Source organism: Streptomyces sp. NBC_01235, from assembly GCF_035989285.1.
In the GTDB taxonomy this organism is placed as follows: Bacteria; Actinomycetota; Actinomycetes; order Streptomycetales; family Streptomycetaceae; genus Streptomyces.
In genome coordinates this window covers 116506-138334 of sequence record NZ_CP108513.1, presented here as the reverse complement: position 1 = coordinate 138334, position 21829 = coordinate 116506, and the positions used below count along the sequence as shown (strand labels likewise).

Here is a 21829-nt window from a genome sequence, read left to right as displayed (position 1 = left end):
CGGACCAGCCGCCCTCTCCGGTGGGCCGGGGAAAGGACCGGCCTGTCCCTGGCCCGGTTGCGGAGGTCGCGCACGACGTGGGCACCTGGGATGCCCGGCTCCCGGCACCTGTCCAACTCGCGCGCAAGAAGGGCGGCGCACGGGCGCGAGGCGCCGCGCTGCTTCGCGGCGTTGCGCGTGCACCCGCGGCCTCACCGAACCGGAGGGCTCTGGGGGACCGGAGCGCGACGTCGGCTGATCCCGTCGCGCGAGAGTCGGCCAGAGACGGCACGGAGGACACCCACGCATCGTGGCAGGCAAGGGCTGAAGCGGACGTGCTGCCGGAGGCGTACCGGAATATCGCGCCGGACGAGGACGTTGCAGCGTGCCCGTGCCGGAGCGGCGTGCCGGTGGCCGACGGCCCCCGCATGAGGCTTCCTGCCGTCGAGAGGCCGGAGTTCACATCTGAACACCCGACGCAGCGCGACGGGCCCGTCGCCTGGCAGGATCGGCGCTATCGGGCGACGTCGCCACAGAGGAGGTCGGAATGGTCACCGTGATCGATGCGGAGCAGTGGCCCACGGCCGACCGGTCGGCGCGTTGGCAGGACGTGCTCTGCGACCTGTACGCCCCCCTCCGGTTCACCCCGTTGCGGCCGGACGTGCGCGGTCGGATCACGGTCGGCGAGCTCGACCGGCTCCGGGTCACGCACACGGCCATGGCGGCCTCCGTGTTGCGCTCCCGGTCCTTGCGCGGCCGCGCGGCCGCGCCGGTGACTGTGATAGTCGCCCTCGCCGGGACCACGACGCTGCGTCAGAGCGGGCGGGAGGCGCAACTGATGCCCGGCGACCTCGCCCTGATCGACCCCGGCCGTGAATGCACGGCCCTGTTCGCCGAGGACACCCGGACGACCACGGTGTCCCTGTCGGCTGGTCTGCTCGGCCTGACCCCCGAGCGCGTCTCCGCCGTGTCCGCCACCCGTATCGCTGGGTCCGATCCGGCGGCGGCGACGACCGTGGGCATGCTGGGGCCGCTGGTCGACGGGCTGGGCGTGCTCACCCGACGGCAGGAGGAGCGGGTCGCCGACGCGCTGGCCCACCTGCTCGGTGCGTCGCTGACGGCTCTGGTGGAGCAGCTCCCGCAGCCGGACCGGGTGACCGGGCTGCGTCACAGCGCCCTGGACTACGTCGAGCGCCATCTCGGCGACCCGGACCTCGGACCGGTCACCGTCGCCGCCGCCCACCACGTGTCCGTCCGGCAGCTGCAACGCGCTTTCGAGGAGGCCGGCCAGACGCTGACCGCCGTGATCCGCTCGCGCAGGCTGGCCGCCGCCCGGGCCGCCCTCGCCGATCCCGCGCGCGCCGAGGAGACGATCACCGACATCGCCGTCCGGTACGGGATGACCGACCCCGCCGGGTTCAGCAGGCGCTTCCACTCCGCGTTCGGCGTCGCGCCCCGCGAATACCGCCGACAGCGCCTGGGCCCTTCTCCGAACGCCGCCGCGAGCTGACTGTCGCGAACTGACAAGCCGCACGACGCGTGCGGACAAGACCCCCGTCGCCGCAGTTCGGACACTTGTCGGCAGGTCGCGCGCCACCGGGGCGCACGCTCGACGAGGAGGCACGCGCGTGCAGACTGAGCTGCTGGCGGACCCGCAGTGGTCCGGACGGATCTTCTCGGGCGGCTGGGTCCGCGGGAGCGGCGAGGACATCGCCGTTGTCGAACCCGCCACCGGCACCCTCCTGGACCGGGTCGGATCGGCGACGCCCGCGGACGTTGCGAAGGCCGCGGAGTGCGCGGCGCAGGCCCAACGGGAGTGGGTCGCCCGGCCGCACACCGACCGTGCCGCGGTCCTGCGCCGCGCTGCGGCGCTGTTCGAGCGGCATCAGGAGGAGATCGAGACCTGGCTCGTACGCGAGTCCGGCGCCATCCGTCCTTTCGCCGCCTTCCAGACCCGCGTCGGTGGTGCCGATGAGTGCCACGAGGCCGCCGCCCTCGCCTCGGCGCCTTACGGTGAGCTGCTGCGCTCCGCACAGCAGCGGCTGTCCTTCGCCCGCCGGGTGCCGGTCGGTGTCGTCGGGGTCATCGCCCCCTTCAACGCCCCGCTCATCCTGGCGATGCGCGCCGTCGCTCCGGCGCTCGCGCTGGGCAACGCGGTGCTCCTCAAGCCGGATCCGCGGACCGCCGTGTCCGGCGGCGTCGTGTTCGCCCGGATCTTCGAAGAGGCCGGGCTGCCTGACGGGCTGCTGCACGTGGTGCCCGGAGGCGCTGAGGTCGGGGCCGCCCTGGTCGAGGATCCGCGGATCCCGGTCATCGCGTTCACCGGTTCCACCCGGGCCGGACGGGCCGTCGCCGCGGAGGCGGCCACCCGGCTGAAGCGGGTGCACCTGGAGCTCGGAGGGAACTCGGCGCTGATCGTGTGCGCCGGTGTCGACATCGAGAAGGCCGCCTCCGTCGGCGCGTACGGCTCGTTCCACCACGCCGGGCAGATCTGCGTGGCCCGCGGCCGGCATCTGGTCGACGCGCGGATCGCGGACGAGTACGCGGCCGCGCTGGCCCGGCACGCGGACGCGCTGCCGGTCGGCGATCCCGCGGGCGGAGACGTTGCCGTCGGCCCGATCATCGACCGGCACCAGCTCGCCGGAATCGACGCCATCGTGCGGGACACCGTCGACGCGGATGCGCGCATCGCGGCCGGCGGCACCTACGAAGGGCTCTTCTACCGTCCGACCGTGCTTGCCGACGTTCCGGTGGCCTCCCGGGCCTACACCGAGGAGATCTTCGGTCGCGCCCGTGGTGTCCTTCGCCGATCTGGACGAGGCCGTCCGGCTGGCCGCGGACTCCGCGTACGGGCTCTCGCTCGGCATCCTGACACGCGACGTCATGGAGGGGCTCGAACTCGCCGGACGCATCCCGTCCGGGCTGGTGCACATCAATGACCAGACCGTGAACGACGAGGCCATCGCCCCGTTCGGCGGGGTCGGTGACTCCGGGACCGGATCCCGGCACGGCGGCGCAGCGGCCAAACTCGACGCCTTCACCGAGCAGCAGTGGGTGACCGTGCGCGGGGACCTGCCCACCTACCCGTTCTGACCGCCTCCCCTCGATCCGGTTCACCTCACGACAAAGGAGTCCTGGTGCCAGGAACCAAGCGCGGATACAAGTGGGTCGACCGGGCCATGCGCGAGCTGGACCCGGAGACCGATTACGAGCAGATCATCCGATTGATGGGCGACTACCAGCTCAACGCCACCGTCCTCGACCTGGTCGTCTCGGCCGGCACCATCCACAACATCGTCCACCCCCGCGGGTCGGAGACCCTCGCGCACACCGGGAAGATCGTCTCGTCGGTGAGCACGGCCCGGTGACCGGCTTCCCCGAGGACTTCGACGCCATGCTCGCGTTCGTCGAGGACTACGAGTCGCAGCCCTACGAGCACAGCGAGAACGGCCTGATCGTCTCCGAGGGCATCATCCAGGGCTTCGTCGAGCGCAACTTCCCCAAGCGGCTGTGGCCCTTCGGCCGGGCGATGGTCCTCACCACCGTGCCGGAGCGCATTCGCCGGCTGCACCACCTGCCCGACCCCGACCGCCGCCTCGCCGCGCCGGCCCGCTTCCTGCTGAAGACACAGATGCGGCTGCAGAAGTTCCTGCCCGAACCGCGCGAGGCGGCATCGGAGAAGTACTTCCGCGAGCGGGCCGCGCTGATCGAGAAGCGCAAGGCCGAACGACTGGCGGCGCACGGCATGGCCGGCACGGAGCGGAGCGAAGAGGGCCCGTCGGGCGGCGGACTGTGCCCCGTCCCGCACACCGATCGCACAGCGTCCTGACCACCACCACAGACGGGAAGGAGACCACGATGGACTACGACGGCTACATCAAGACGTACAACCAGGGCGACGACGCGGCCACCGCCCAGCAGTACTACACCGAGGACATCACGATCACCATGCCACTCCGCACGCTGAGCGGGCGGGACGAGGTGATCGGCTTCCTCACCCGCGGGCAAGCCGGGATCCCGGAAGAGCTCAAGCCGCGGATCGTGCTGCGGTCCGAGGACCACATCCTCGCCGAACTGGACATCGTGCTGCGCCCCGAGCGGGACGTCCCGGACCACTTCCTCACCCCGCTCGTCACCGGTCAGGAGGCCACCGTGCGCTTCTTCGCCTCCTACGACCTGCGCGGTGACCGCATTGCGGCCTTCCGGCTCGCCTGGTGGCCGCCCGCATCGCCCGCCTGACCGCCGTACGCCCGGCTGCCCACTGCGTTGCTCGCGGCGGCACGGCCGGGACTCTTTCGGACCCTCGCCCTGTGCGCGGAAGGCATCCGGCAGGCTGCCCTCGAAAACCAAGCCCTACGCGCGGGCGCAACCGCCGTTCCCCGCCCGCCCGCAGTGGGACCTCCCCCCTCACGAGCCTGCCCTGGGCCCGCTCGACCCGCTCAGCGCGCGAGCCCGGGCGGCGCCGCGTCGATGTGGCGGTATGGCTCTGGCTCCATCGATCGATCCGAGGTGCCACCCCGAGTTGCGTCATGGCTCGGGGCGGTAGGGAACGGCGCCCCCCCCAGTGAACCCCCCGCCTCCCCTGGAGGCAGGACGAACTCGTGAAGGTCACGCAATGAAGGTCATGAAGAAGTCACACGCCTGTGTCCGCCTGGAGAAGGACGGACAGACCCTCGTCCTCGACCCCGGGGTCTTCAGCGAGGAGGACGCCGCGGTCGGCGCGGACGCGATCCTCGTCACGCACGAGCACCCCGACCACTTCGATGAGGAGCGGCTGCGGGCGGCCCTGGAGGCCAACCCGGCCGTCGAGATCTGGACCCTCGAGTCGGTCGCCGAGCAGATCTCCGCGGCCTTCCCTGGCCGGGTGCACACCGTCGGCCACGGCGACACCTTCACCGCCGCCGGCTTCGACGTCCAGGTCCACGGCGAGTGGCATGCGGAGATCCACCCCGACGTTCCGCCCATGACCAACGTCGGCTACCTCATCGACGGCGGCAAGGTCTTCCACCCAGGTGACGCCCTCACCGTCCCCGACCGCGCCGTTGAGACGCTGATGCTCCCCGTCATGCCGCCCTGGAGCAAGATCTCCGAGGTCATCGACTACGTCCGCGAAGTCAAGCCGCAGCGCGCCTTCGACATCCACGACGCCCTCCTCACCGACCTCGCCCGCCCGATCTACGACGGCACGCTCGCCGCCCTCGTCAGCGCGGAGCACCTGCGGCTCGCATCGGGGGAGAGCACGGCTCTGTGAGTGTCAGTCTCGGCACGTCAACCGCTTGATGCACGCGGCCCGGACGACGACACAGCAGCGTCACTCCCGAGCGATCCAGGCGAACAGCGTTGCCAGTTCTGATCTATCGAAGCCACAACGAACAACTCGGCAGGCGATCACAGGTTCAGAAACAGGTACTGATCTTGTTCTCTATGGTCCGAGCCGGTTTCGTTCGGTGATGCTTTCTGGTCGTTCAACGGTCTTGCCCACGTCGTAGTGGGTGGCGGGTCGCCGGTTCTTCGAACCAAGCGGCCTTCCAGGGCCAGGAGTTGAGGGTTTGGGCGCACGGGCCGGACAGGCGAGGTGGGGACGGAGGTTCCTGAACCCGCGGCGGACCCGGCCGGGGTGAGCCGGCCGGGGTGAGCCGGCTTCTCCCACGGCCGTCTCAGGTCGGTGGCCGCCTGGCGGAGAAGGCGGAGCTGGGTGTGGGCTGCGATGACGGTCCAGGTCCAGCGTTCGCCGGCCTCGGGGTGCGGAGTTTCGGCCGGGTCATGCCCAGGGTCTGCTTCATGAGCCGGAACGTGTGCTCCAGGTCGAAGCGCCTCAGGAACGACTGCCAGCGGACATCGACGTCCTCGCCGCTCAGGGCGGTGGCCGACGACCACAGCCAGAGGGGCAGCGGGTCCTGGCCACCGGGCAGGCGGTCGACCTGGAGACGGATCAGCGTGCCCTCGATGACGGGGAGTTCGCCGGTGTGGTCGATCCACGCGGAGCGGGTGGTCAGGCGTGGGTGGATGCGGTCCCAGGCCATCGCGCGGGCGGTGCCGTACCGGTCGGTGACCTGTGCCGTCCCCGCGTCGGGTTCGCCCCAGGTCTCGGGCTTGGCGAAGCGGAACTCCCCGCCGTGCTTGGGCGGGTGGCCGCCGTGGGGGTGGGCCAGGTAGTACTCCTTGCGGGAGGGCGCCGGGCGGCGCATGACCCGGTCCGTGCGCATCCGCCCCAGGACCTCGACCGGGAGGCCGCGCAGGAGGTGAGCCATGCGCGGAGCGTCGTAGCCGGCGTCGAAGACGACCAGGATGTCGCGGTCACCCGCGTGCCAGCGGCCCATCTCGATCAGGTCGGTGACCACCCTGCGGACCTGGGCGGCGGTGACCTCGGCGACGTCGTCGGCCGGCCCGAGACGGACGGCGTCCAGGAGCTGGCACCAGGACGTCCGGCCCGATTCCAGGGCGGCGACGAAGGAGTACGGCCAGCCGGGTATGAACTGGTCCGACGTCCGCCCGCTGCGGCCGTAGACGTGGCAGAACAGACGCTCCGCGCTGGTCGGGGCGTCGGGGCGGAGCCAGTTGCTGACGTCGACGGCGAGGACCAGGCGCCCGTCGGCGGCCTGCGGCATGGGCAGGCCGGCCAGCACCTGCCGCAGCCGGGGCACGTCGATGGTCCCGTTGTTCAGCGCGTCGTACAGGGCGCCGTGCCCGCGCCGGTGCTCGGCCACCAGCGTCAGGTCCACCGGCGTCCTCACCGGCCGGTCCGCTCAAGGCAACGCGTCGGTGAGGTCGAACAGTTCGTCCACGCGTGCGGTCAGGCAGTCGAATAGGAGGTCGCGCGGATAGGCGTGCGGTCATGGGCGGCGGTTCGGGCGTTCGTCCCAGCGGTGAGTGGTCCATGCCCGTCGGATCAGGCTACGAACGGTGATGATCGTGTCGGCGAGGTCGAAGAATGTGTCGATGACGGTGGCGCGGCGCTCGTAGCAGCGGGCGAGTCGGTAGAAGGCGTTCTGCCAGGCGTGGGTTCGTTCGACGTGCCAACGCCGACTGGCCTGGATCGGCGCCTTCTCGCCCTTGTGCGCGATGCGGCCGTGGATGCCGGGTTCGTTGAGCAGAGCGCGGGTCTTGTCCGAGTCGTAGCCGGCGTCCAGGTGCACGGTGATGTCGTCGGGCAACGGTCCGAGGTCGTCCAGGCGGTCCAGGGTCGGGGCAAGCAGCGGGGAGTCGTGGCGGTTGGCACCGGCTAGGACACGGCCCAGCGGAATGCCGTATCCATCCGTCATGCCCGAGCGTTTCAGTCCCTGTTTGCCGCGGTCGACCGGTGAGCGTCCTGCGACCTCGCCGCCTCCGGGAGCCTTGGTGATGGAGCCGTCGACGGCGATCTGGTCGAGGACGAGGTCGATGCTCCGGTCGTAGGGTTCCAATGCGATCTGCTTGAGCCGGGCGAAGACACCGAGTCGGATCCACTCGTCGCGACGGTTGCGGATCGTGGTGGCCGAGCACGTCGTGTCGGCAATCGCCTCGTAAGAACAGCCGAAGCGCAGCAGTTGCAGGAGCTTGTCGAAGATGATCCGGTCGCTGATCCGCGGGCGATGGCAGCCGAGCGGGTGGTCCGGATGGTAAGACGGCCGCTTGGGCAGCAGGTCGGCGAATTGGTCCCAGAGCGGTTCGGTCAGCCATGATGGCAGCGCGGGCACAGGTCTCCCCAGTGATCACAGAGCGTCGCAACTCCATGATCACCGGACCTGTGTCCGTTCTGTTGCCGAGGCCCCCACCGCGCCTATCTGTAAAGCGGTGTGCCCTCCAGCCGTCCATCCGGGATGGTCCGACCGCAGAGCCTGAGTGCCAGGTCTTCGGCGGCGCCGTGCAGTGCTGGGCCCGATCCGTACGACCAGTCAAGGTCGGTGGCCTGGAAGCTGCGTCCCTCAATGTTGATGCCGAAGTGTGTGTGCCCGCCGCCCTCGGTAAGGTCGTTGAGGACGACCCGGATGGTCTCGTCGGGTGAGCGGCGCGGCACCCCGAGCGGCACGGTCACGTCGAGGCCGTGGATCACCACATGATTGAGCGCGCCGTGATACCCACCGCCCGGCGGCGTCCAGTGGTGCATCACGTCGGCGCGCAGGTTGGCAACGAGCTGGCCAGTCGGCAGTTCGGCGTCCCGGCCGGCGATCTGGTTCGACAAGCGGCTGAAGTCAAAGTCGCAGTGGCGCAACTCGGCCATGAACTCCTTTTCGGAGTACCGGGCCGCCATGGTCAGGTGCGCGATCACTTCGCGAACCCGCCAGCCCTCACACAGGGATGGCGTATCCCACTGCGCATCAGAGGCGGAGCCGAGCAGGTCGGCGAGGGCCGCGAACTCGGCGGCTACGGCAGGTTGCAGGTCGGCGTCGTTCGTCAAGGTCAACTCCATGTCGCTCGTACGGTCGACGATCGTCACCAGGCAAGACGAACCAACTGCGCCAAACTCATCGGTCCACGGTGATACAGAGTTCATGGGCGTCTTCACTGTGGATCGGGCAACCCTCCCATGTGACGCCCCCAGAGATGTTGATCAAGGAGTGTGGTCAGTGGACCACAGACCGCACGAGCTGCGCGAGACGTAAGTGTGCTCGCGCGGATAGTGGTCACGGAGCGCCGCAACTTCGTGATTGCTCAGACCCGTATCTGCGCCGCCATCTCGGTGCCCTGTGCGCCACCTATCCGCGCGGCCTCTAAGACGTTGTTGTCTTTCCGGGCTTGTTAGCTGTGTTTCCGCTGGTCAGGGGTAGGAGCCGCGACCTTGTGGAAGGGGTGGGCTGTCGTGCCATCGCTTCTATGGGGGTCGTGGATGCCGTCGGTCGTGGGGCTGCTGGAACAGCGTGAACTCGCTGCTCGCCGCCGAGTGGATGAGTTGCGGGAGGAAGCTGACCGTATTCAGGCCGAGTTGGCCGTGGCGGAGCGGGATTGGAGGGAGTGGGCTGTCGCCCGCGCGCGGGTCGGTGAGGTCCTGGCCCCGGCGGACGAGGCCGGGCAGGACCCTGTTGCGCCCGTTCCGGCACCGTCCAGGGAAACGGCCGCGAGACCAAAGTCGCAGGTGCCGGTGTGGCGTCAGGGCCTGACATGGTCGGAGCTGTCGGTGGACTACCAGCGCATCCTGCAGGCGCTTGCGGACCGGCATCGGCTCCGTCAAGGGCCGCTGACCTGCCAGGAGATGGCCGCCGCTTTTGCGCTGGACGCGGTGCCGGCGAAGGTGGAAGGACTGCGCTCGAAGGCGAAACGGCTGGTCGCGCGCGGCTGGCTCGCCGAGCCCCAGTCGGGCCGGTTCATGCTCGCCGCGGGTGCGGCCGGACAAGGCGGCGGGTCATGAGCATCGTCATCGACCAGTAGATCATCGACTCCGCGCTGCTGGTGCGGCGTTCGAAGTCGCGCACCAGGCGGCGGCTTCGCATCAGGTGGGCGAAGAGCCGCTCGACGATCCACCGCTTGGGCAGCACCACGAAGCCCCGCATGTCGTCACTGCGTTTGACGATTCCCACCACCAGGCCGAGCACGGTCAGACAGTGCTCGATGAGCCTACCGGTATAACCGCCGTCGGCCCAGACGAGGGACAACTGGTGGTGGGCATCGGTGACTTGACGCAACAGGACGTGCGCGGCAAGGCGGTCCCCGGTGTCCGCGGCGGTCACCATGACCGCGAGCAGCAGGCCGAGTGTGTCCACCACGACGTGCCGCTTGCGGCCGTTGATCAGCTTGCCGCCGTCGAAGCCGCGGCTGTCGCCGGCGACAACGGCATCGGCTTTGACGGACTGCGAGTCGATGACGCCGGCCGTCGGCTCCGTGTCCCGCCCCAGCTGTGTGCGGACCTGTCCGCGCAGCCGGTCATGGAACTCCTTCACCAGGCCGTTCTCACGCCAACGCCGGAAGAAGGCATAGACCCGGTCCCACGGCGGAAAATCGACCGGCATCGCCCGCCACTTGATTCCGTTGTCCACCAGATAGCGGACCGCGTCCAACATCACCCGGTGGCAGTACGCCTCCGGCTGCCCGCCCCGGCCCCGCAGCCAGCCCGGAACCGGCAGCAGCGGCCTCACGACCGCCCACTCCGCATCCGTCATGTCCGACGGATACCGCCGAACACGCTCCGGGTGATCGGCCGCATTCCCGAACCGGTGAGCGACACAATCACACGACGGAGCAACCGAGTTGAACTCCACCGGCGCGAACGCGTACAACTGCGGCAACAGGGTCTCCTCGTTCTCGGTTGGCTTCGCAACCCCGAGCTACCAAGAGGCCTTGTTCCCATGCCCGCAGCCTGCAACGATCACCCGTTTGAGACACCCGTTCGACGCGCAACCCTCAAGATCGGAGCGACAACAACGTCTTAGGGTCTGCCGCTGTGTCAGACGGCGCCGCGCGCCCCGGCTCCGGCCGCTGAGGCATCGATTCCAGCCGGTCGGCGGGGTGGGCCTGGCCGGTCGGCGGGGGTGTCACCGAAGCTCGGCGGGTGGCCCGCCGCCCAGCGGCGCCGAAAGATTTCCTGTATGACGCAGATACAGCCGCCGCAGGAGGCACCGGCTCCGCAGGAGCACTCGCTTCGAGTCCGCCGGGCAGGCCCCCGGCGGCCGCTCGGTGGGACGCCTGGTCGGGGTGGATCTGGCCCGCGCGCTGGCGGTGTTTCGGCATGTACATCGTGCACATCGGCCCGAAACTGTCGGCCACACACGGCGTCGGCAACTGGGTGCGCTTCCTGGCCGAGGAGTACTCGTCGGTGCTGTTCGCCACCCTCGCCGGGTTCTCGCTGATGCTGATCGCCGGCCGCCGTGAGCCGAAGACCGGCCCGGCCGGTCGGCAGGCGAAAGCCCGGATCGCGATCCGCGCCGCGACCCTGCTGGCGCTCATCCTCGGCTTCTGCGGCGTCTACTTCCTCATCGCCCTGCCCCTGGTGCGACTGAGCGCGAGGACGCTGGCGATCACCGCGGCCGGGCTCGCCCGGGTCACACCGCAGCTGTCGTTTGCCCTGGCCTCGCTGTTGAGCGAGTCGGTACAGGAGAGCATCAATGCCTACGATCCGCTCGAGCGGATCAGCGGCGTGGGAGTGCTCGATCTGCTGTTCAACGGCTTCTACCCGACGATCACGTGGATTTCGTTGGTGGTCGCCGGCATGGCGCTGGCCCGCCTCGACCTGTCCGTCCCTGCCGTCCGGCGGCGCTTGGCCGCGCTCGGCGCCGCCCTCGTCGTAGGCGCTTACGGCCTGTCCCTGCTCCTTGCGGGCAAGGACGCGTTGAAGAGCATGGCGGAGGGCGGGTCGTCGTCCAGCGGCTCTGCGGCGTCGTCCAAGGGCGGCGGGTCCGGCGGGATGCCGGAGCTGCCGATGTCGGAACTGTTGTCCGCCGGACCGCACAGCGGCACCACGTTCGACGTCATCGGCAGTGTCGGAGTCGCGATCCTCGTGATCGTGGGCACGACGGTGCTCATCGACGGCCTGCCGCTCCTGCGCCGCTTGGCGAAACCGGTCATCGCCGTCGGCGCCATGTCCCTGACGGCCTACGTCGGCCACTTCGTCGCCCAGTCCCTGCTGCCCCCGGCCCCCGGCACCAACACCCCGGGATCCTGGATACCCGTACTCACCTACATCCTGGGCGCGATCGTGTTCGCCGCGCTCTGGTCCCGCTTCTTCCGCCGCGGCCCGCTGGAATATCTCCTCAACGCCGCCACCAAGCCCGCCAAGTACATCCAATGAGGTCGGTAATCACACCGAGAAGATCGCCACCGCGTTCTGAATAACCTTCCAGAGAGGAATAGTCTTTTGTCCGCACGTTCGACCGCGCGTCGATCACGCATTGCCCGCCTCGGAGTCCTCGCTGTCGGGGCCGCTCTCCTGTCTTCCTTCCTAGCAGGCTGCGAGAGCGCACAGCCAAATTCAGCGGCTAATGGAAAGCCACTTCCGACTGTCGAACAGCAGGCGAGCGCACAGCCAAATTCGGCGGCTAATGGAAAGCCACTTAAGACTGTCAAACAGCAGGCGGCTGACATGGTTTCCGGCGCTGCGCTGGTGGAACCGCCCGACCTCAACACCGCAACCCCCAGGGATTTGACGGTTCAGCTGACGGCGGCCCAGAAGGAGGTGATGATCTCGGGCAAGAAGGTGCTCGCGGAGACCTACAACGGGAGTCTCGTCGGGCCGACCCTCCATGCGGTTCCTGGCCAGCGTGTCACCTTGAATCTGAAAAACGATCTTGGCACGGCAACCAACTTGCACTTCCACGGAATGCACCTGTCCCCGAAGGGAAGCGCGGACAACATCATGCTGTCCGGTCAGCCTGGTCAAACTCTGACCTACCATCTCGACATTCCCGCAAACCAGGCACCCGGGACATACTGGTACCACGACCATCAAATGTGCTCCGGGGACCCAGCGAATACCCGCTGCCGTGGAACCGAGAGCCAGATCGGGGCGGGGCTGTCGGGAACAATCATTGTCGGGGACAGTCGCGAATCGTTGCCGCCGGCCTACCGCGGGATCACCGCTCATACCTTGGCACTCAAGGACGCCCAGATCAGCGGATCCAGCTCGATCGTCTACCCGGACGGGGTCCTCGAGCCCGCAGAGCCGACGGTCCGCCTGGTCAACGGTCAGTACCAGCCCACGCTGAACGTGAAAGCCGGTGAAACCCAGTTGTGGCGAATCGCCAATGAAGGTTACGCCATCTACTACGATCTCCAGCTCGACGGCGGCAGTTTCACCGTCGTCGGCCAGGACGGGATTCCCTCCGCGGCGCCGACCCGGGCGACCCACCTTCTGGTTCCGCCCGGCAGACGCTTCGACGTCCTGGTGACCGCCGGAGCCCCCGGATCAACCTGGCTCAGAACCCTCGCCCACGTGTCCGGGACGGAGGCCGACGGCGACTCCTACCCCGACACCACCCTCATGAAGGTCAATGTCCAACAGGGCAGCGGGAGCGCGGGGCCGGCTGCCACTGGGGGACCGTCGGGCATGGCCACCTCGCCCCAGATAGCCGGACCGCTTCCCGGATCCGAACCCGATCTGTCCGGAGAACCCATCGCCCAATCCCGAAGCGTGGCCCTGAGCGACGACGGCGGCAACAACTTCTGGATCAACGGCAAGCTGTTCGACATGAAGAAGCCGACTTTCAAGAAACCGGCCACACTCGGAACAGTCGAAGAATGGACGCTCACTAACACGAGTGACCACGATCATCCGTTCCATCTCCATATCGCACCGTTCCAGATCCTCAGTGTGAACGGCGTCGCCCAACCTCTCGCCGACTACATGGACACCGTGAGCGTTCCCCACGCAGTCAATGGAGCAGCTGGAAAAGTAGTGATCCGGATCCGCTTTACGGACTTCACCGGGCAATGGATGTTTCACTGCCACATCACCGGACACGAGGACAACGGAATGATGGGCTACGTGAACGTCATCGCTGCCGGCAGCACTGGATAAGCCTGCGCGTTTGATCTAGGGTCGCGTTCGGATCATTTCTAAGCTGCAACGGTGAGGCTTGACTACGGCCCCAGTCGTACCAGTAGGAAGGCAATGAGGTTTTTCCAACCTGGTTGCGTAGCACGTCGGTTGACTGAGAAGCCGTTGTCTTTCCGGGCGTGATCGGTGGGTTTCTGCTGGTCAGGCATGAACTCCGTGGTGTCGAGGCAGGGTTGCCCCGTCGGGTCCGTCCTGGAGGGCATGGAGGTCGCTGATGGCTTCGGTCATGGGTGTGCTGGAGGCGCGGGAGTCCGCTGCGCAGGTGCGGGTTGAGGAACTGCGCGGGGAAGCGGAGCGGGTGATGGCCGAACTGGCGCAGGCCGAGACCGTGTTGGAGCGGCGCGTCATCGCGGTGGCGGAACTGGCCGAAGCCCTGGCAGAGGCCGGGCCGCAAGCAGTGCCGGAGGCGGTGTTGCCCCGGCCGGTGCCGCCCGCGGCCAAGGTGGCGGTGACCGGTTCGGTAGTGCCGCACTGGCGTGAGGGACTGGGCGCGGACGCCCTCGCGCCGGACTACCGGCGGCTGCTGGGCGTGCTGGAGAGCGGGCCGAGCGAGGGTCTTCGGGTGAAGGAGCTGGCCGGGCGGCTGGGTCTGCCCCTGATCCCGGCGAAGATCGAGGGCGTGCGTTCCAAAGTGAGGCGGCTGGTGGAACGGGGCTGGCTGGCCCAGGAGCGTGCGGGGGTATTCACGCTGTCGCCAGGTGCAGGCCTGGGTTGTGGCGGCCCAGGCGGCGTCCCATGAGCATGGTCATCGACCACAGCACGAGGGCCTCGCTGCTGGCGGTCAGCGTCTCGTAGTCGCGGGCCAGGCGCCTCGATCGCAGCAAGCAGCTCAGCGTGCGCTCCACCACCCACCGTCTCGGCAACACCACGAACCCCGTGGTGTTGTCGCGGCGTTTGACGTCGTCCAGGGTGAGCTGGAGCGTCTCCTTCGCCCAGGAGGCGAGGCGACCGGTGTAGCCGCCGTCAACCCACACCCACGTGATTTTCCGGTAGCGACAGCTCAGATGCTGAAGCATGCCGCAGGCCGCGTCACGGTCGGTCACATCGGCCGCGGTGACCAGCACCATCAGCAGCAGTCCGAGACAGTCCACGACGACATGGCGCTTGCGCCCGTTGATCAGCTTGCCGCCGTCGAAGCCGCGTGAAGCGGCCGGCACCGAAGCGGCACCCTTCACCGACTGCGAGTCGATGATTCCCGCGGTCGGCTCCGCATCGCGGCCCGCGCACCCACGCACCTGCACGCGCAGCCGGTCGTGGAACTCGGCGATCAAGCCCGTATCGCGCCAGCGGCGGTAGAAGGCATAGACCCGGTCCCAGGCAGGGAAGTCGACCGGCATCGCCCGTCACTTGATGCCATTGTCGACCAGATAGCGGACCGCGTCGATCATCTTACGGTGGCAGTACCCCTCCGGCTGCCCGTCCTTCCCGTTCAGCCAGGCCGGGACCGGCAGCAAGGGCCGCACCACCGCCCACTCCGCGTCCGTCATGTCCGAGGGATACCGGCGTTCCCGCTCCGGATGATCGGCCGCATTCCCGTACGTATGCGCGAGACAGTCGCACGACACGACGGCCGAGTTGAAACGGACGGGTCCGGGCGCGTACAACAACGACAACAGGGCCTCCAGTTACTCGATCGGTTCGCACCTTCGAGCTACCAGGAGGCCCTGCCTACATGCACCGGCCGCTGCAAGATCACCCGGCCAGGAACCTTGTTCGACCAGCACGCTCCAAGATCGGTTGAACAACGGCTTCTAAGTCTTCCCGGATTCCTAATGGTGTTTGTCAAGCCGCCAAAGCGATTGGCGGCTCCGGCTGGTAGCACCGCCCGTCGCGCAGAAGGGCCCAGAGGACGTTGACACGGCGGCGGGCGAGGGCGAGCACCGCTTGGGTGTGACGCTTGCCTTCGGCGCGCTTGCGATCGTAAAAACGCCGTGAATCCTCGCAGTAGCGGATGCTGAACAACGCCGAGGTGTAGAAGACCCGCTGGAGGCGGCGGTTGTATCGCTGGCGACGCCGCAGATTCCCGCTGATCTTGCCCGAGTCGCGGGGCACGGGCGCGACACCACCGAAGCCGTCGGCAAGGCGGTCAGGGGTGCCGAAGACAGCCATATCTCCGCCGGTGGCAGCTAGGAACTCTGCACCGAGGATGACACCCAGCCCGGGCATGCTGGTGATCACTTCGAAGGTGTGGTGGTCGCGAAACCGCGCCTCGATGAGCTTGTCCACCTCGTCGATCTGCTGGTTGTGGACCATCACCTCCTTCGCCGGCGTGTGCACCAGCTGAGCGGTCAGTTCCTCCCCGGGAAGACTTGTGTGCTGGCGCTCGGCGGCCGGGACAGCGGTCCCGGCGAGCCGGTCAGCGCGGATGACCTTGCGGTTGCGTAGCCACGTTTCCAGCCGCTTGGCGCCGATTCGGCGCAGGGCTGCCCGAGCCTGATAGCCCGTCAGCAAGGTCAGCGGGCCTGTGTTAGCAAGGTCCAGGGCCCGCTCCAGGCCGGGGAAGATGCTGGTGATCTGGGCACGGAGCCGACTGACGGTGCGGGTGCGGTCAGCGACCAGGTCCGTGCGGCGATTGGTGAGGATCCTGAGGTCGGTGACGGCCTCGTCGCTGACGCGTAAGGGGTGCAGATCACGGCGGATGCGGACCTGGTCGGCGATGACGGCGGCATCCTTGGCGTCGGTCTTTCCCCCGCCGCGGTAGCCCTCGGAGGCACGGTGAATGGCCCGGCCGGAGATGTAGCACACCGGCTGGCCGTGGTTGATCAGGATCGCGATGGCCAAAGCGGCTCCGCCGTCGGCCAGGTCGATACCCCGGATCACCTCGTCGCCCAGGGCCAGGACATCGCCGAGGAGTTCGAGCAGCTCGGGTTCGTCGTTGGTGACGCGTCGCGACAGCAGCCGACGGCCGCCCTCGTCGATTGCGACGCAGTGGTGGTGAGTCTTGCCGGCATCGATGCCGGCCCAGATCGCGGCCATGTGGTGCCTCCGTGCGGTGTGCTGCTGGTGCCTCCCGACGGACGACCTCGCTGTCGATTCCCTACGGAGCGATCATTCGCAATTCCTAATTGGCAGCCGAGTCGTCGTGGGGCGTCGGGCGGCCAATCCGGGCAAGCCACAAGCGGCAGAAGCGTGAAAGCCACACCCGACGCCCCTGGGCGGGTCAACCATACGAAGGGCTCACCGCGTCCCGCAGAACAACGTAGGGAAGCGTGACGCTTTCGCGAACGCTTCCCCGGGACCGGCATCAGGCAGCAGACTCACCTACACGGCCTTCGTCTTGATCGGTGCACCTTGGTCGGAGCACAGGATCAGACGAAGGCCGCCTCACTGTCCGGCGAACACCCAGGTGAGCGCCCTAGTTCGAGACCCATTTCGACCTCGGACCATTGATCATTAACCTCGCTGCTGTTTCAGGCGGACGTGTTCGGTGAGGGTTTCGATTCGTTTCACGGTCTTCCCAGGCTCGTGACGTGGGGCTGGCACTGCGGTTCTTCGAGCCGGGTGGGCGTCCGGGGCCGGGCTTGGAGGGTCTGGGCACGTCGGCGGGACGGGCGGTCCTCACGCGGAGGTGGCGGAACCCCCGGCGGACCCGGGCAGGGGGTGAGCCGGCGCGGCTCGGACGGCCGTTCCCAGGGGCGGCGGAGGTCCTCGGCGAGGGGCCGGGCGAGGCGGAGTTGGGTATGGACGGCGTTGATCAGCCAGGTCCACAGGTCGGCGGTCGCGGGGTCGCGGACCTTGGGGACGGTCCAGCCCAGGGTCTGCTTGAACAGCCGGAAGGTATGTTCAAGATCGAATCTGCGGAGGAACGCCTGCCAGCGGACATCGACGTCCTGGCCGGTCATGCCGGTGCGCGAGGACCACAACCACACCGGCTTGGGGCAAGCACCAGCCGTGGGCGGCCATGCACTCCTTCGTCCACTCCATCAGCAGGTGTGAGCCCTCCTTGACGCGGCTCTCGTCATGGCCGCCGTCGTTGGCGAACCGCTGGACGAGAAGGCCGGCCGCCGGGCGGTTCACGTCGCCGGTGTCGCACACCGGGCACAGCTCGAGGTGGATCGGCCGCCCGTGTTCGTCGTCCTGCGGCGCCACCCCGCTCATGATGAGGTTGCCCCGGCAGCGTGAACACTGCGGCAGTCGGTCGGAGAACTCCAGCAACGCCATGGCCAGCCCCTTGCTCTGGACGTGGCCGTCCACCCAAGACCCGCTGATCTACGCCGTCAACTGTGACGACGCAGGCATGTTGGCAAGAGTCGGAATCGGCTGCAGCTGGTCAGAGAGCTATGACGCCACGTAGTTGGCAAGAACGACGCAGGTTAGTCGGCAACCAGCGATCACAGATTGTGATCGGTCCCGGCTGCTCCCGATGAGGCACCGCACCCACTTCAACTGGTCTGCCAGGCCGCCCGACTGTCCGCCGGAGCCAGGGCGGCGCGTCCAACGGCAGACCAGCGCGAACGCACCCCCGCAGAGCGGACAGCTCATGCGATTAGGTGGTTTAGCGCAGGAAAGGACGCGTACTGCGACAGTCTCCTGTTTCCTGGCGTCGAGGCGTGGAGGTGGTCACAACGGGGAGCGGGTACTGCGACGTTCTGCTGCTGCGTGTCGGCTGTCCTCGCGCTCGGTGAACACCGACCAGTGTCAGGAGCGCACAATGCCACCTTCTGGGATTGACCCTGCTGCTTTTCCGTGTCTGGAGGCGGACTTGGACAGGGTCCGTGACGCTCTGGGACCGGTGCGTATCCAGGGCAGGCCCGAACTCGACGCGCTCACACAGGAAGGGCCAGGCACGTCCCGCGGCCTGGTCCGTCCCACCCTTGCTCTGCTCTCGTACTACGTTCTCACGGATCCTTCGAGGCCGGCCGATGACCGGGCAGTGCTCGCCGCCGCAGCCGTCGAGATGCTGCACCTGGGCGCGCTCTACCACGATGACGTCGTGGACCACGCTCACGAGCGCCGGGGCCGCCCCAGCGCCAACGCGGTATGGGGTGACCACCTGGCCATCCTCGCCGGGGACTGCGTGATGCTCACCGGCCTAAACATGCTGGCAAAGCTTGGTCAGCGCGAAGTCGTCGAGGGGACGATGGCGAACGAACGGATGTGCGCCGGCATGGTGATGGAGGCGGCCGACCTGTATGCGACCTCGCGCAGCGAACAGGCCTACCTCGACGCGATCGCCGGCAAGACGGCGCAGTTGTTCGCCCTGGCCTGCCGGCTGGGGGCGATGCAGGCGAACGGGGTCCGTGGTCGGCAGGATGACTGGGAGGAGGCGCTGGCCGGGTTCGGTTGGCAGTTCGGGCACGCCTATCAGTTACGCGATGACATTCTCGATCTGACGTCGACCGTTGAGGAGTTGGGCAAGCCCGTCAACACCGATCTGTCCGAGGGTGTCTACACCCTGCCTGTGATCCGTGCGGTTTCCCGCGACCGCGACCTCGGCCACCTTTTGGGCAAGGAGATGACACAGGAAGAAGCCGCACGCGCCCGGGACCTCGTTGTCGCCTCCGGGGCCGTGCAGGAGGCGCAGGCGGTGGCCGACGCACACATGACCGAGGCCGCTGATCAGCTTTCCCACCTTACCGATCACTCTTATGCGCTCGATGGTCTGACGGCCTACGCTCGGGCCGTACTCGACCGGCCCACAGCTTCCCGTCCCGCGGTTATCCCCCACCAGGTCCGGCAGGCCCCTCAGCCCCAGAACAGCGCGCACGCTGAGCAGGTCACGAGGTGGCTGAAGGGCTGGCTCGTGGAGACGGGCATCGCCGCCACCCCAGCCGAGGCTGACCATCACCGGCTGTCGGGCGCTCTGTCGATGATTGAGCGGATCCTTCCTCGGGTGGCGAATGAGGCTGGCAACACCGACGGCAATGACGATGACCTCTTCGAAAGGAGGCAGACCAGCGCAGCGTTGGGCATGCTGTTCGGTGTGTGGGACGACCTGTTCGAGGATCCGCAGCTGACGGACCCGCGCGCTGTTACCGCGCTGAGGGAAGGACTGGTGGCGACATTGCGCCAGTCCCCGGGCGCACCTTGGACGCACGGCGCGATCCCGACGTCCTGGGCGCAGTTGTGGCCGCGCCTGTGCAAAGGCAGGACAGTGCGATGGCAGGAGGCATTGCTCGACAACATCGAGGAATGGCTCCACGCCTGCGAGCGTGAGGCACGCCAGCGCATCAGCGGCTACATCCCCTCACCAGCGGACTGGCTGCCGCTGCGGAGGTCGACCGGTGGCTTCGAGGTCGGCCTGGCGTGCTCGGAGATCGTGCAGGACCGGGAGATGCCTCCAGCGGTGCGCAGCCACCGCCTGGTCCGACGTCTTGAGGATCTAGGCTTCTTCGTCGTCTTCGCTGAGAACGACCTGGCGGGCGTGGACCAGGACGAGGCTGACCAGGTCCCCTACAACCTGGTCAGGGCGATCCGTCACGAGATGGGGTGCAGCCGCGCGGAAGCCATCGAGCGGGTGGAGCGCCAAGTGGCGGAGAAACGTGCCCAATTCAACGCGGTATACAAGTACGTGCCCGTGCTCTTCCGCATGTTGCCCGGCCTCTCCGGCCAGGGTGACCGGTATGCGGCGATCTACGATATGTTGAAACTGTTCTTCGATCTGCGGCAGGACGAGTCCGAAAGGTACCAGCCGAAGACCACGGCCGCGGGACCGGACCTGGAGCGTCTGCGTCGTGAGATCAGCTGGCCTGCCGCCCCGGCCCCGTCCACGCGGTAGCCCCGGGGGCCATAGAAACACGGTGTCCCTGTGCGGGCTGTTTGCACAGGGACACCGCCCTCATCGATTCGCCGCCTTACCGAACGGCACCGGGTCGGCATCCGCCTGCCAGCCAATCCGCGCAGCGGCTGTCAGCGCAGACCGGGTACGCCGATGGAAGGCAAGCAGGCCAATGAGGGCGCCGGCGGTGAACCAGGCCAGCTGGACGGCGAAGTCCACGGCGGGCACGGTGGTGGAGAAGCCTGCGGCTGTCGCAGCCTGCATGGCGCCGTATGAGGGCAGCCAGCGCACCATGCCGCTGTCCGCTCCGCTGGCGAGGGGATTCTGCAAGCCCAGGTCCACGACACTGATCATCACAATGGCGAACATGCCCTCCACCTCGCGGCGCAGGAGCGTGCCGAGGGCGACGCCCAGCGCGCCGTAGGTCATCGCCGTGCCAAACAGCGCCGCGCCGAGCAGCACGGGCTGCCGGGGCGACCAGAAGCAGCAGATGACCGCGGTGGCGTACGAACAGACGGCCACCGACGCAATGACCAGGCAGGCGACCTTCGCCAGCCCCAGCGGAACCCGGGGAAACCCGGCCATGGACAGACGGCGGTCGAATGCCCCATTGCTGAAGGTCGCCGCGAACATCATGAATCCGATGATCAGCGTGACCCCGTTCAGCGCCCCGGTGATCTGGGTGATCTTGTCACCGTCGGCGGTCAACACGTGACTGGTGCTGTGCAGCCGGAACTGCACAGGCTCCTTGGTGACAGCCCAGCCCGTCATGATGACCCACACAGGGAGAAACACCGCCACGAGCAGCATGGCGAACCGGTTCCTGGCATGCTCCACCAGGCCATAACGCGTGGCGATCTTGAACAGCCGCACCCCTCGCCTCACCGCACCTCCTCCTGCCGTCCGTGCAGCACACCGTCCCGCAACCGCCACACCTGATCGAGCCGATCGGTGTCGTAGGCCAGATGCGAGACGACGAGAACCGATCGGCCGGCCCCACGCAGGTCCCCGACCAGATCCCAAAAACGCAGGTACGTCTCCCAGTCGAACCCCTGGTACGGCTCATCCAGCAGCAGCACCTGCGGGTCGTGCATCACCGCGAGCGTCAGATTCAGCTTCTGCCGCGTGCCGCCACTGAGCGTTCCCACCAGGGCCCCGGCGTACTGGGCGAAACCCAGGATCGCCATGACCTCCTCCGCCCGCCGCAGATCCGGAACGTCATAAGCCGCAGCGAAGAGCTCTAGATGCTGACGCACCGTGAACACGTCGTTGAGCGCCACCTGCTGAGGGCAGTACCCGAACCGCCCACCGTGCCGGACCACGCCCCGGTCCGGCCGGAGCTCCCCCGAAAGGATCTTCAACAGCGTCGACTTGCCCGCCCCGTTCTCGCCGACAATGCCCACCACCGACCCCGCGGACAGCGCGACATCGATACCGCGCAATACCCGCCGAACGCCGTAGGAATGATGGACTCCCTCTGCCTCCATCAACGCCCCCTCTCCCTCACCCCCGAGGCAGGCCATATGGATGCCCCACAACTGCCAACGAACCAAGGGCCGTATGGAAACGCCACAGCACAGGCGAGCCAGGACAAGCCGTCACGGGCAGATGCGTGGGACGACGGGGTGAGCGGCACGGAGCGGATTGCCGCCGGAGATCGGGGCGCGCTC

Annotated in this window: 19 protein-coding genes and 3 pseudogenes; 11 read left to right on the top strand and 11 right to left on the bottom strand. The window is 68.0% G+C overall.

Features of this window, described 5'->3' with window-relative positions; genetic code table 11:
• Positions 1-526 precede the first annotated feature (526 nt).
• The 6 genes and pseudogenes from OG289_RS00445 to OG289_RS00420 all read left to right on the top strand — a co-directional run bounded on the left by OG289_RS00445 (position 527) and on the right by OG289_RS00420 (position 5230).
• The gene (locus OG289_RS00445; RefSeq protein WP_327311996.1) at positions 527-1489 is read left to right on the top strand and encodes a helix-turn-helix domain-containing protein; all 963 of its coding nucleotides are present in this window, start codon (positions 527-529) and stop codon (positions 1487-1489) included.
• A gap of 130 nt (positions 1490-1619) precedes the next feature.
• Positions 1620-3072 (top strand): annotated as a pseudogene (locus OG289_RS00440) (aldehyde dehydrogenase family protein).
• Positions 3073-3116: 44 nt separating this feature from the next.
• Entirely contained in the window at positions 3117-3347 is a 231-nt protein-coding gene (locus tag OG289_RS00435) for a hypothetical protein (protein WP_327311995.1), read from the top strand.
• Positions 3344-3808: a hypothetical protein gene (locus OG289_RS00430; RefSeq protein ID WP_327311994.1), complete on the top strand. Its 465-nt coding sequence runs from the start codon at positions 3344-3346 to the stop codon at positions 3806-3808. Before OG289_RS00435 ends, OG289_RS00430 begins: the two co-directional genes overlap by 4 nt.
• Before the next feature lie 29 nt (positions 3809-3837).
• A complete protein-coding gene (locus OG289_RS00425) occupies positions 3838-4218 on the top strand; it encodes a nuclear transport factor 2 family protein (RefSeq protein WP_327311993.1) in 381 nt (126 codons plus the stop codon).
• A gap of 376 nt (positions 4219-4594) precedes the next feature.
• Positions 4595-5230: an MBL fold metallo-hydrolase gene (locus OG289_RS00420; RefSeq protein ID WP_327311992.1), complete on the top strand. Its 636-nt coding sequence runs from the start codon at positions 4595-4597 to the stop codon at positions 5228-5230.
• A gap of 171 nt (positions 5231-5401) precedes the next feature.
• Here the strand turns inward: OG289_RS00420 and OG289_RS00415 are convergent.
• The 3 genes and pseudogenes from OG289_RS00415 to OG289_RS00405 form a co-directional block, all read right to left on the bottom strand.
• A pseudogene (locus tag OG289_RS00415) lies at positions 5402-6776 on the bottom strand (NF041680 family putative transposase).
• 36 nt (positions 6777-6812) lie between these two features.
• Positions 6813-7655, bottom strand: coding sequence for an IS5 family transposase (locus OG289_RS00410; protein WP_327311991.1), 843 nt, complete (start codon positions 7653-7655; stop codon positions 6813-6815).
• Positions 7656-7738: 83 nt separating this feature from the next.
• A complete protein-coding gene (locus OG289_RS00405; protein ID WP_327311990.1) occupies positions 7739-8395 on the bottom strand; it encodes a maleylpyruvate isomerase family mycothiol-dependent enzyme in 657 nt (218 codons plus the stop codon).
• Positions 8396-8785: 390 nt separating this feature from the next.
• Between OG289_RS00405 and OG289_RS00400 the strand changes: the two genes are divergently transcribed.
• Positions 8786-9304 (top strand): hypothetical protein, encoded by a 519-nt coding sequence (locus OG289_RS00400; protein WP_327311989.1) that lies wholly within the window; start codon positions 8786-8788, stop codon positions 9302-9304.
• Here the strand turns inward: OG289_RS00400 and OG289_RS00395 are convergent.
• On the bottom strand, positions 9261-10052 hold the full coding sequence (locus OG289_RS00395; protein ID WP_327311988.1) for an IS5 family transposase: 792 nt from the start codon (positions 10050-10052) through the stop codon (positions 9261-9263). The two genes, OG289_RS00400 and OG289_RS00395, sit on opposite strands and share 44 nt — an antisense overlap.
• 566 nt (positions 10053-10618) lie before the next feature.
• Between OG289_RS00395 and OG289_RS00390 the strand changes: the two genes are divergently transcribed.
• The 3 genes from OG289_RS00390 to OG289_RS00380 all read left to right on the top strand — a co-directional run bounded on the left by OG289_RS00390 (position 10619) and on the right by OG289_RS00380 (position 14180).
• Positions 10619-11677, top strand: coding sequence for a DUF418 domain-containing protein (locus tag OG289_RS00390; protein WP_327311987.1), 1059 nt, complete (start codon positions 10619-10621; stop codon positions 11675-11677).
• A 291-nt stretch (positions 11678-11968) separates the two neighbouring features.
• Complete coding sequence (locus OG289_RS00385) at positions 11969-13402, top strand: multicopper oxidase family protein (protein ID WP_327311986.1); 1434 nt, start codon at positions 11969-11971, stop codon at positions 13400-13402.
• Between the two features lie 253 nt (positions 13403-13655).
• Positions 13656-14180, top strand: coding sequence for a hypothetical protein (locus OG289_RS00380; protein ID WP_327311985.1), 525 nt, complete (start codon positions 13656-13658; stop codon positions 14178-14180).
• Here OG289_RS00380 and OG289_RS00375 read toward each other — a convergent pair.
• The 5 genes and pseudogenes from OG289_RS00375 to OG289_RS00355 all read right to left on the bottom strand — a co-directional run bounded on the left by OG289_RS00375 (position 14125) and on the right by OG289_RS00355 (position 17539).
• Complete coding sequence (locus OG289_RS00375; protein ID WP_327311984.1) at positions 14125-14778, bottom strand: IS5 family transposase; 654 nt, start codon at positions 14776-14778, stop codon at positions 14125-14127. The two genes, OG289_RS00380 and OG289_RS00375, sit on opposite strands and share 56 nt — an antisense overlap.
• Before the next feature lie 6 nt (positions 14779-14784).
• Positions 14785-14928, bottom strand: coding sequence for a transposase (locus OG289_RS00370; protein WP_327311983.1), 144 nt, complete (start codon positions 14926-14928; stop codon positions 14785-14787).
• A 295-nt stretch (positions 14929-15223) separates the two neighbouring features.
• A complete protein-coding gene (locus OG289_RS00365; RefSeq protein WP_327311982.1) occupies positions 15224-16417 on the bottom strand; it encodes an IS110 family transposase in 1194 nt (397 codons plus the stop codon).
• A 417-nt stretch (positions 16418-16834) separates the two neighbouring features.
• Positions 16835-17328 (bottom strand): annotated as a pseudogene (locus OG289_RS00360) (NF041680 family putative transposase); the annotation flags it as partial.
• Positions 17225-17539 carry a DUF6300 family protein gene (locus OG289_RS00355; RefSeq protein ID WP_327320541.1) on the bottom strand — a complete coding sequence of 105 codons (315 nt, stop codon included), beginning with the start codon at positions 17537-17539 and terminating at the stop codon, positions 17225-17227. The gene OG289_RS00355 and the pseudogene OG289_RS00360, both read right to left, overlap by 104 nt.
• Positions 17540-18092: 553 nt before the next feature.
• Between OG289_RS00355 and OG289_RS00350 the strand changes: the two genes are divergently transcribed.
• The gene (locus OG289_RS00350; RefSeq protein ID WP_327320540.1) at positions 18093-20159 is read left to right on the top strand and encodes a polyprenyl synthetase family protein; all 2067 of its coding nucleotides are present in this window, start codon (positions 18093-18095) and stop codon (positions 20157-20159) included.
• 60 nt (positions 20160-20219) lie between these two features.
• Here the strand turns inward: OG289_RS00350 and OG289_RS00345 are convergent, their stop codons facing one another.
• Together OG289_RS00345 and OG289_RS00340 are read right to left on the bottom strand one after the other, a co-directional pair.
• On the bottom strand, positions 20220-21032 hold the full coding sequence (locus OG289_RS00345; protein WP_327311981.1) for an ABC transporter permease: 813 nt from the start codon (positions 21030-21032) through the stop codon (positions 20220-20222).
• Between the two features lie 8 nt (positions 21033-21040).
• Entirely contained in the window at positions 21041-21646 is a 606-nt protein-coding gene (locus OG289_RS00340) for an ABC transporter ATP-binding protein (RefSeq protein WP_327320539.1), read from the bottom strand.
• Positions 21647-21829 lie beyond the last annotated feature (183 nt).

Bases quoted from the DNA above. Each gene is read 5' to 3' on its own strand.
- OG289_RS00365 (WP_327311982.1), bottom strand. From the start codon at position 16,417: ATGGCCGCGATCTGGGCCGGCATCGATGCCGGCAAGACTCACCACCAC.
- OG289_RS00400 (WP_327311989.1), top strand. From the start codon at position 8,786: ATGCCGTCGGTCGTGGGGCTGCTGGAACAGCGTGAACTCGCTGCTCGC.
- OG289_RS00340 (WP_327320539.1), bottom strand. From the start codon at position 21,646: ATGGAGGCAGAGGGAGTCCATCATTCCTACGGCGTTCGGCGGGTATTG.
- OG289_RS00445 (WP_327311996.1), top strand. From the start codon at position 527: ATGGTCACCGTGATCGATGCGGAGCAGTGGCCCACGGCCGACCGGTCG.
- OG289_RS00390 (WP_327311987.1), top strand. From the start codon at position 10,619: ATGTACATCGTGCACATCGGCCCGAAACTGTCGGCCACACACGGCGTC.
- OG289_RS00420 (WP_327311992.1), top strand. From the start codon at position 4,595: ATGAAGGTCATGAAGAAGTCACACGCCTGTGTCCGCCTGGAGAAGGAC.
- OG289_RS00375 (WP_327311984.1), bottom strand. From the start codon at position 14,778: ATGCCGGTCGACTTCCCTGCCTGGGACCGGGTCTATGCCTTCTACCGC.
- OG289_RS00350 (WP_327320540.1), top strand. From the start codon at position 18,093: ATGCCACCTTCTGGGATTGACCCTGCTGCTTTTCCGTGTCTGGAGGCG.
- OG289_RS00380 (WP_327311985.1), top strand. From the start codon at position 13,656: ATGGCTTCGGTCATGGGTGTGCTGGAGGCGCGGGAGTCCGCTGCGCAG.
- OG289_RS00395 (WP_327311988.1), bottom strand. From the start codon at position 10,052: ATGACGGATGCGGAGTGGGCGGTCGTGAGGCCGCTGCTGCCGGTTCCG.
- OG289_RS00355 (WP_327320541.1), bottom strand. From the start codon at position 17,539: ATGAGCGGGGTGGCGCCGCAGGACGACGAACACGGGCGGCCGATCCAC.
- OG289_RS00425 (WP_327311993.1), top strand. From the start codon at position 3,838: ATGGACTACGACGGCTACATCAAGACGTACAACCAGGGCGACGACGCG.
- OG289_RS00385 (WP_327311986.1), top strand. From the start codon at position 11,969: ATGGTTTCCGGCGCTGCGCTGGTGGAACCGCCCGACCTCAACACCGCA.
- OG289_RS00370 (WP_327311983.1), bottom strand. From the start codon at position 14,928: ATGACGGACGCGGAGTGGGCGGTGGTGCGGCCCTTGCTGCCGGTCCCG.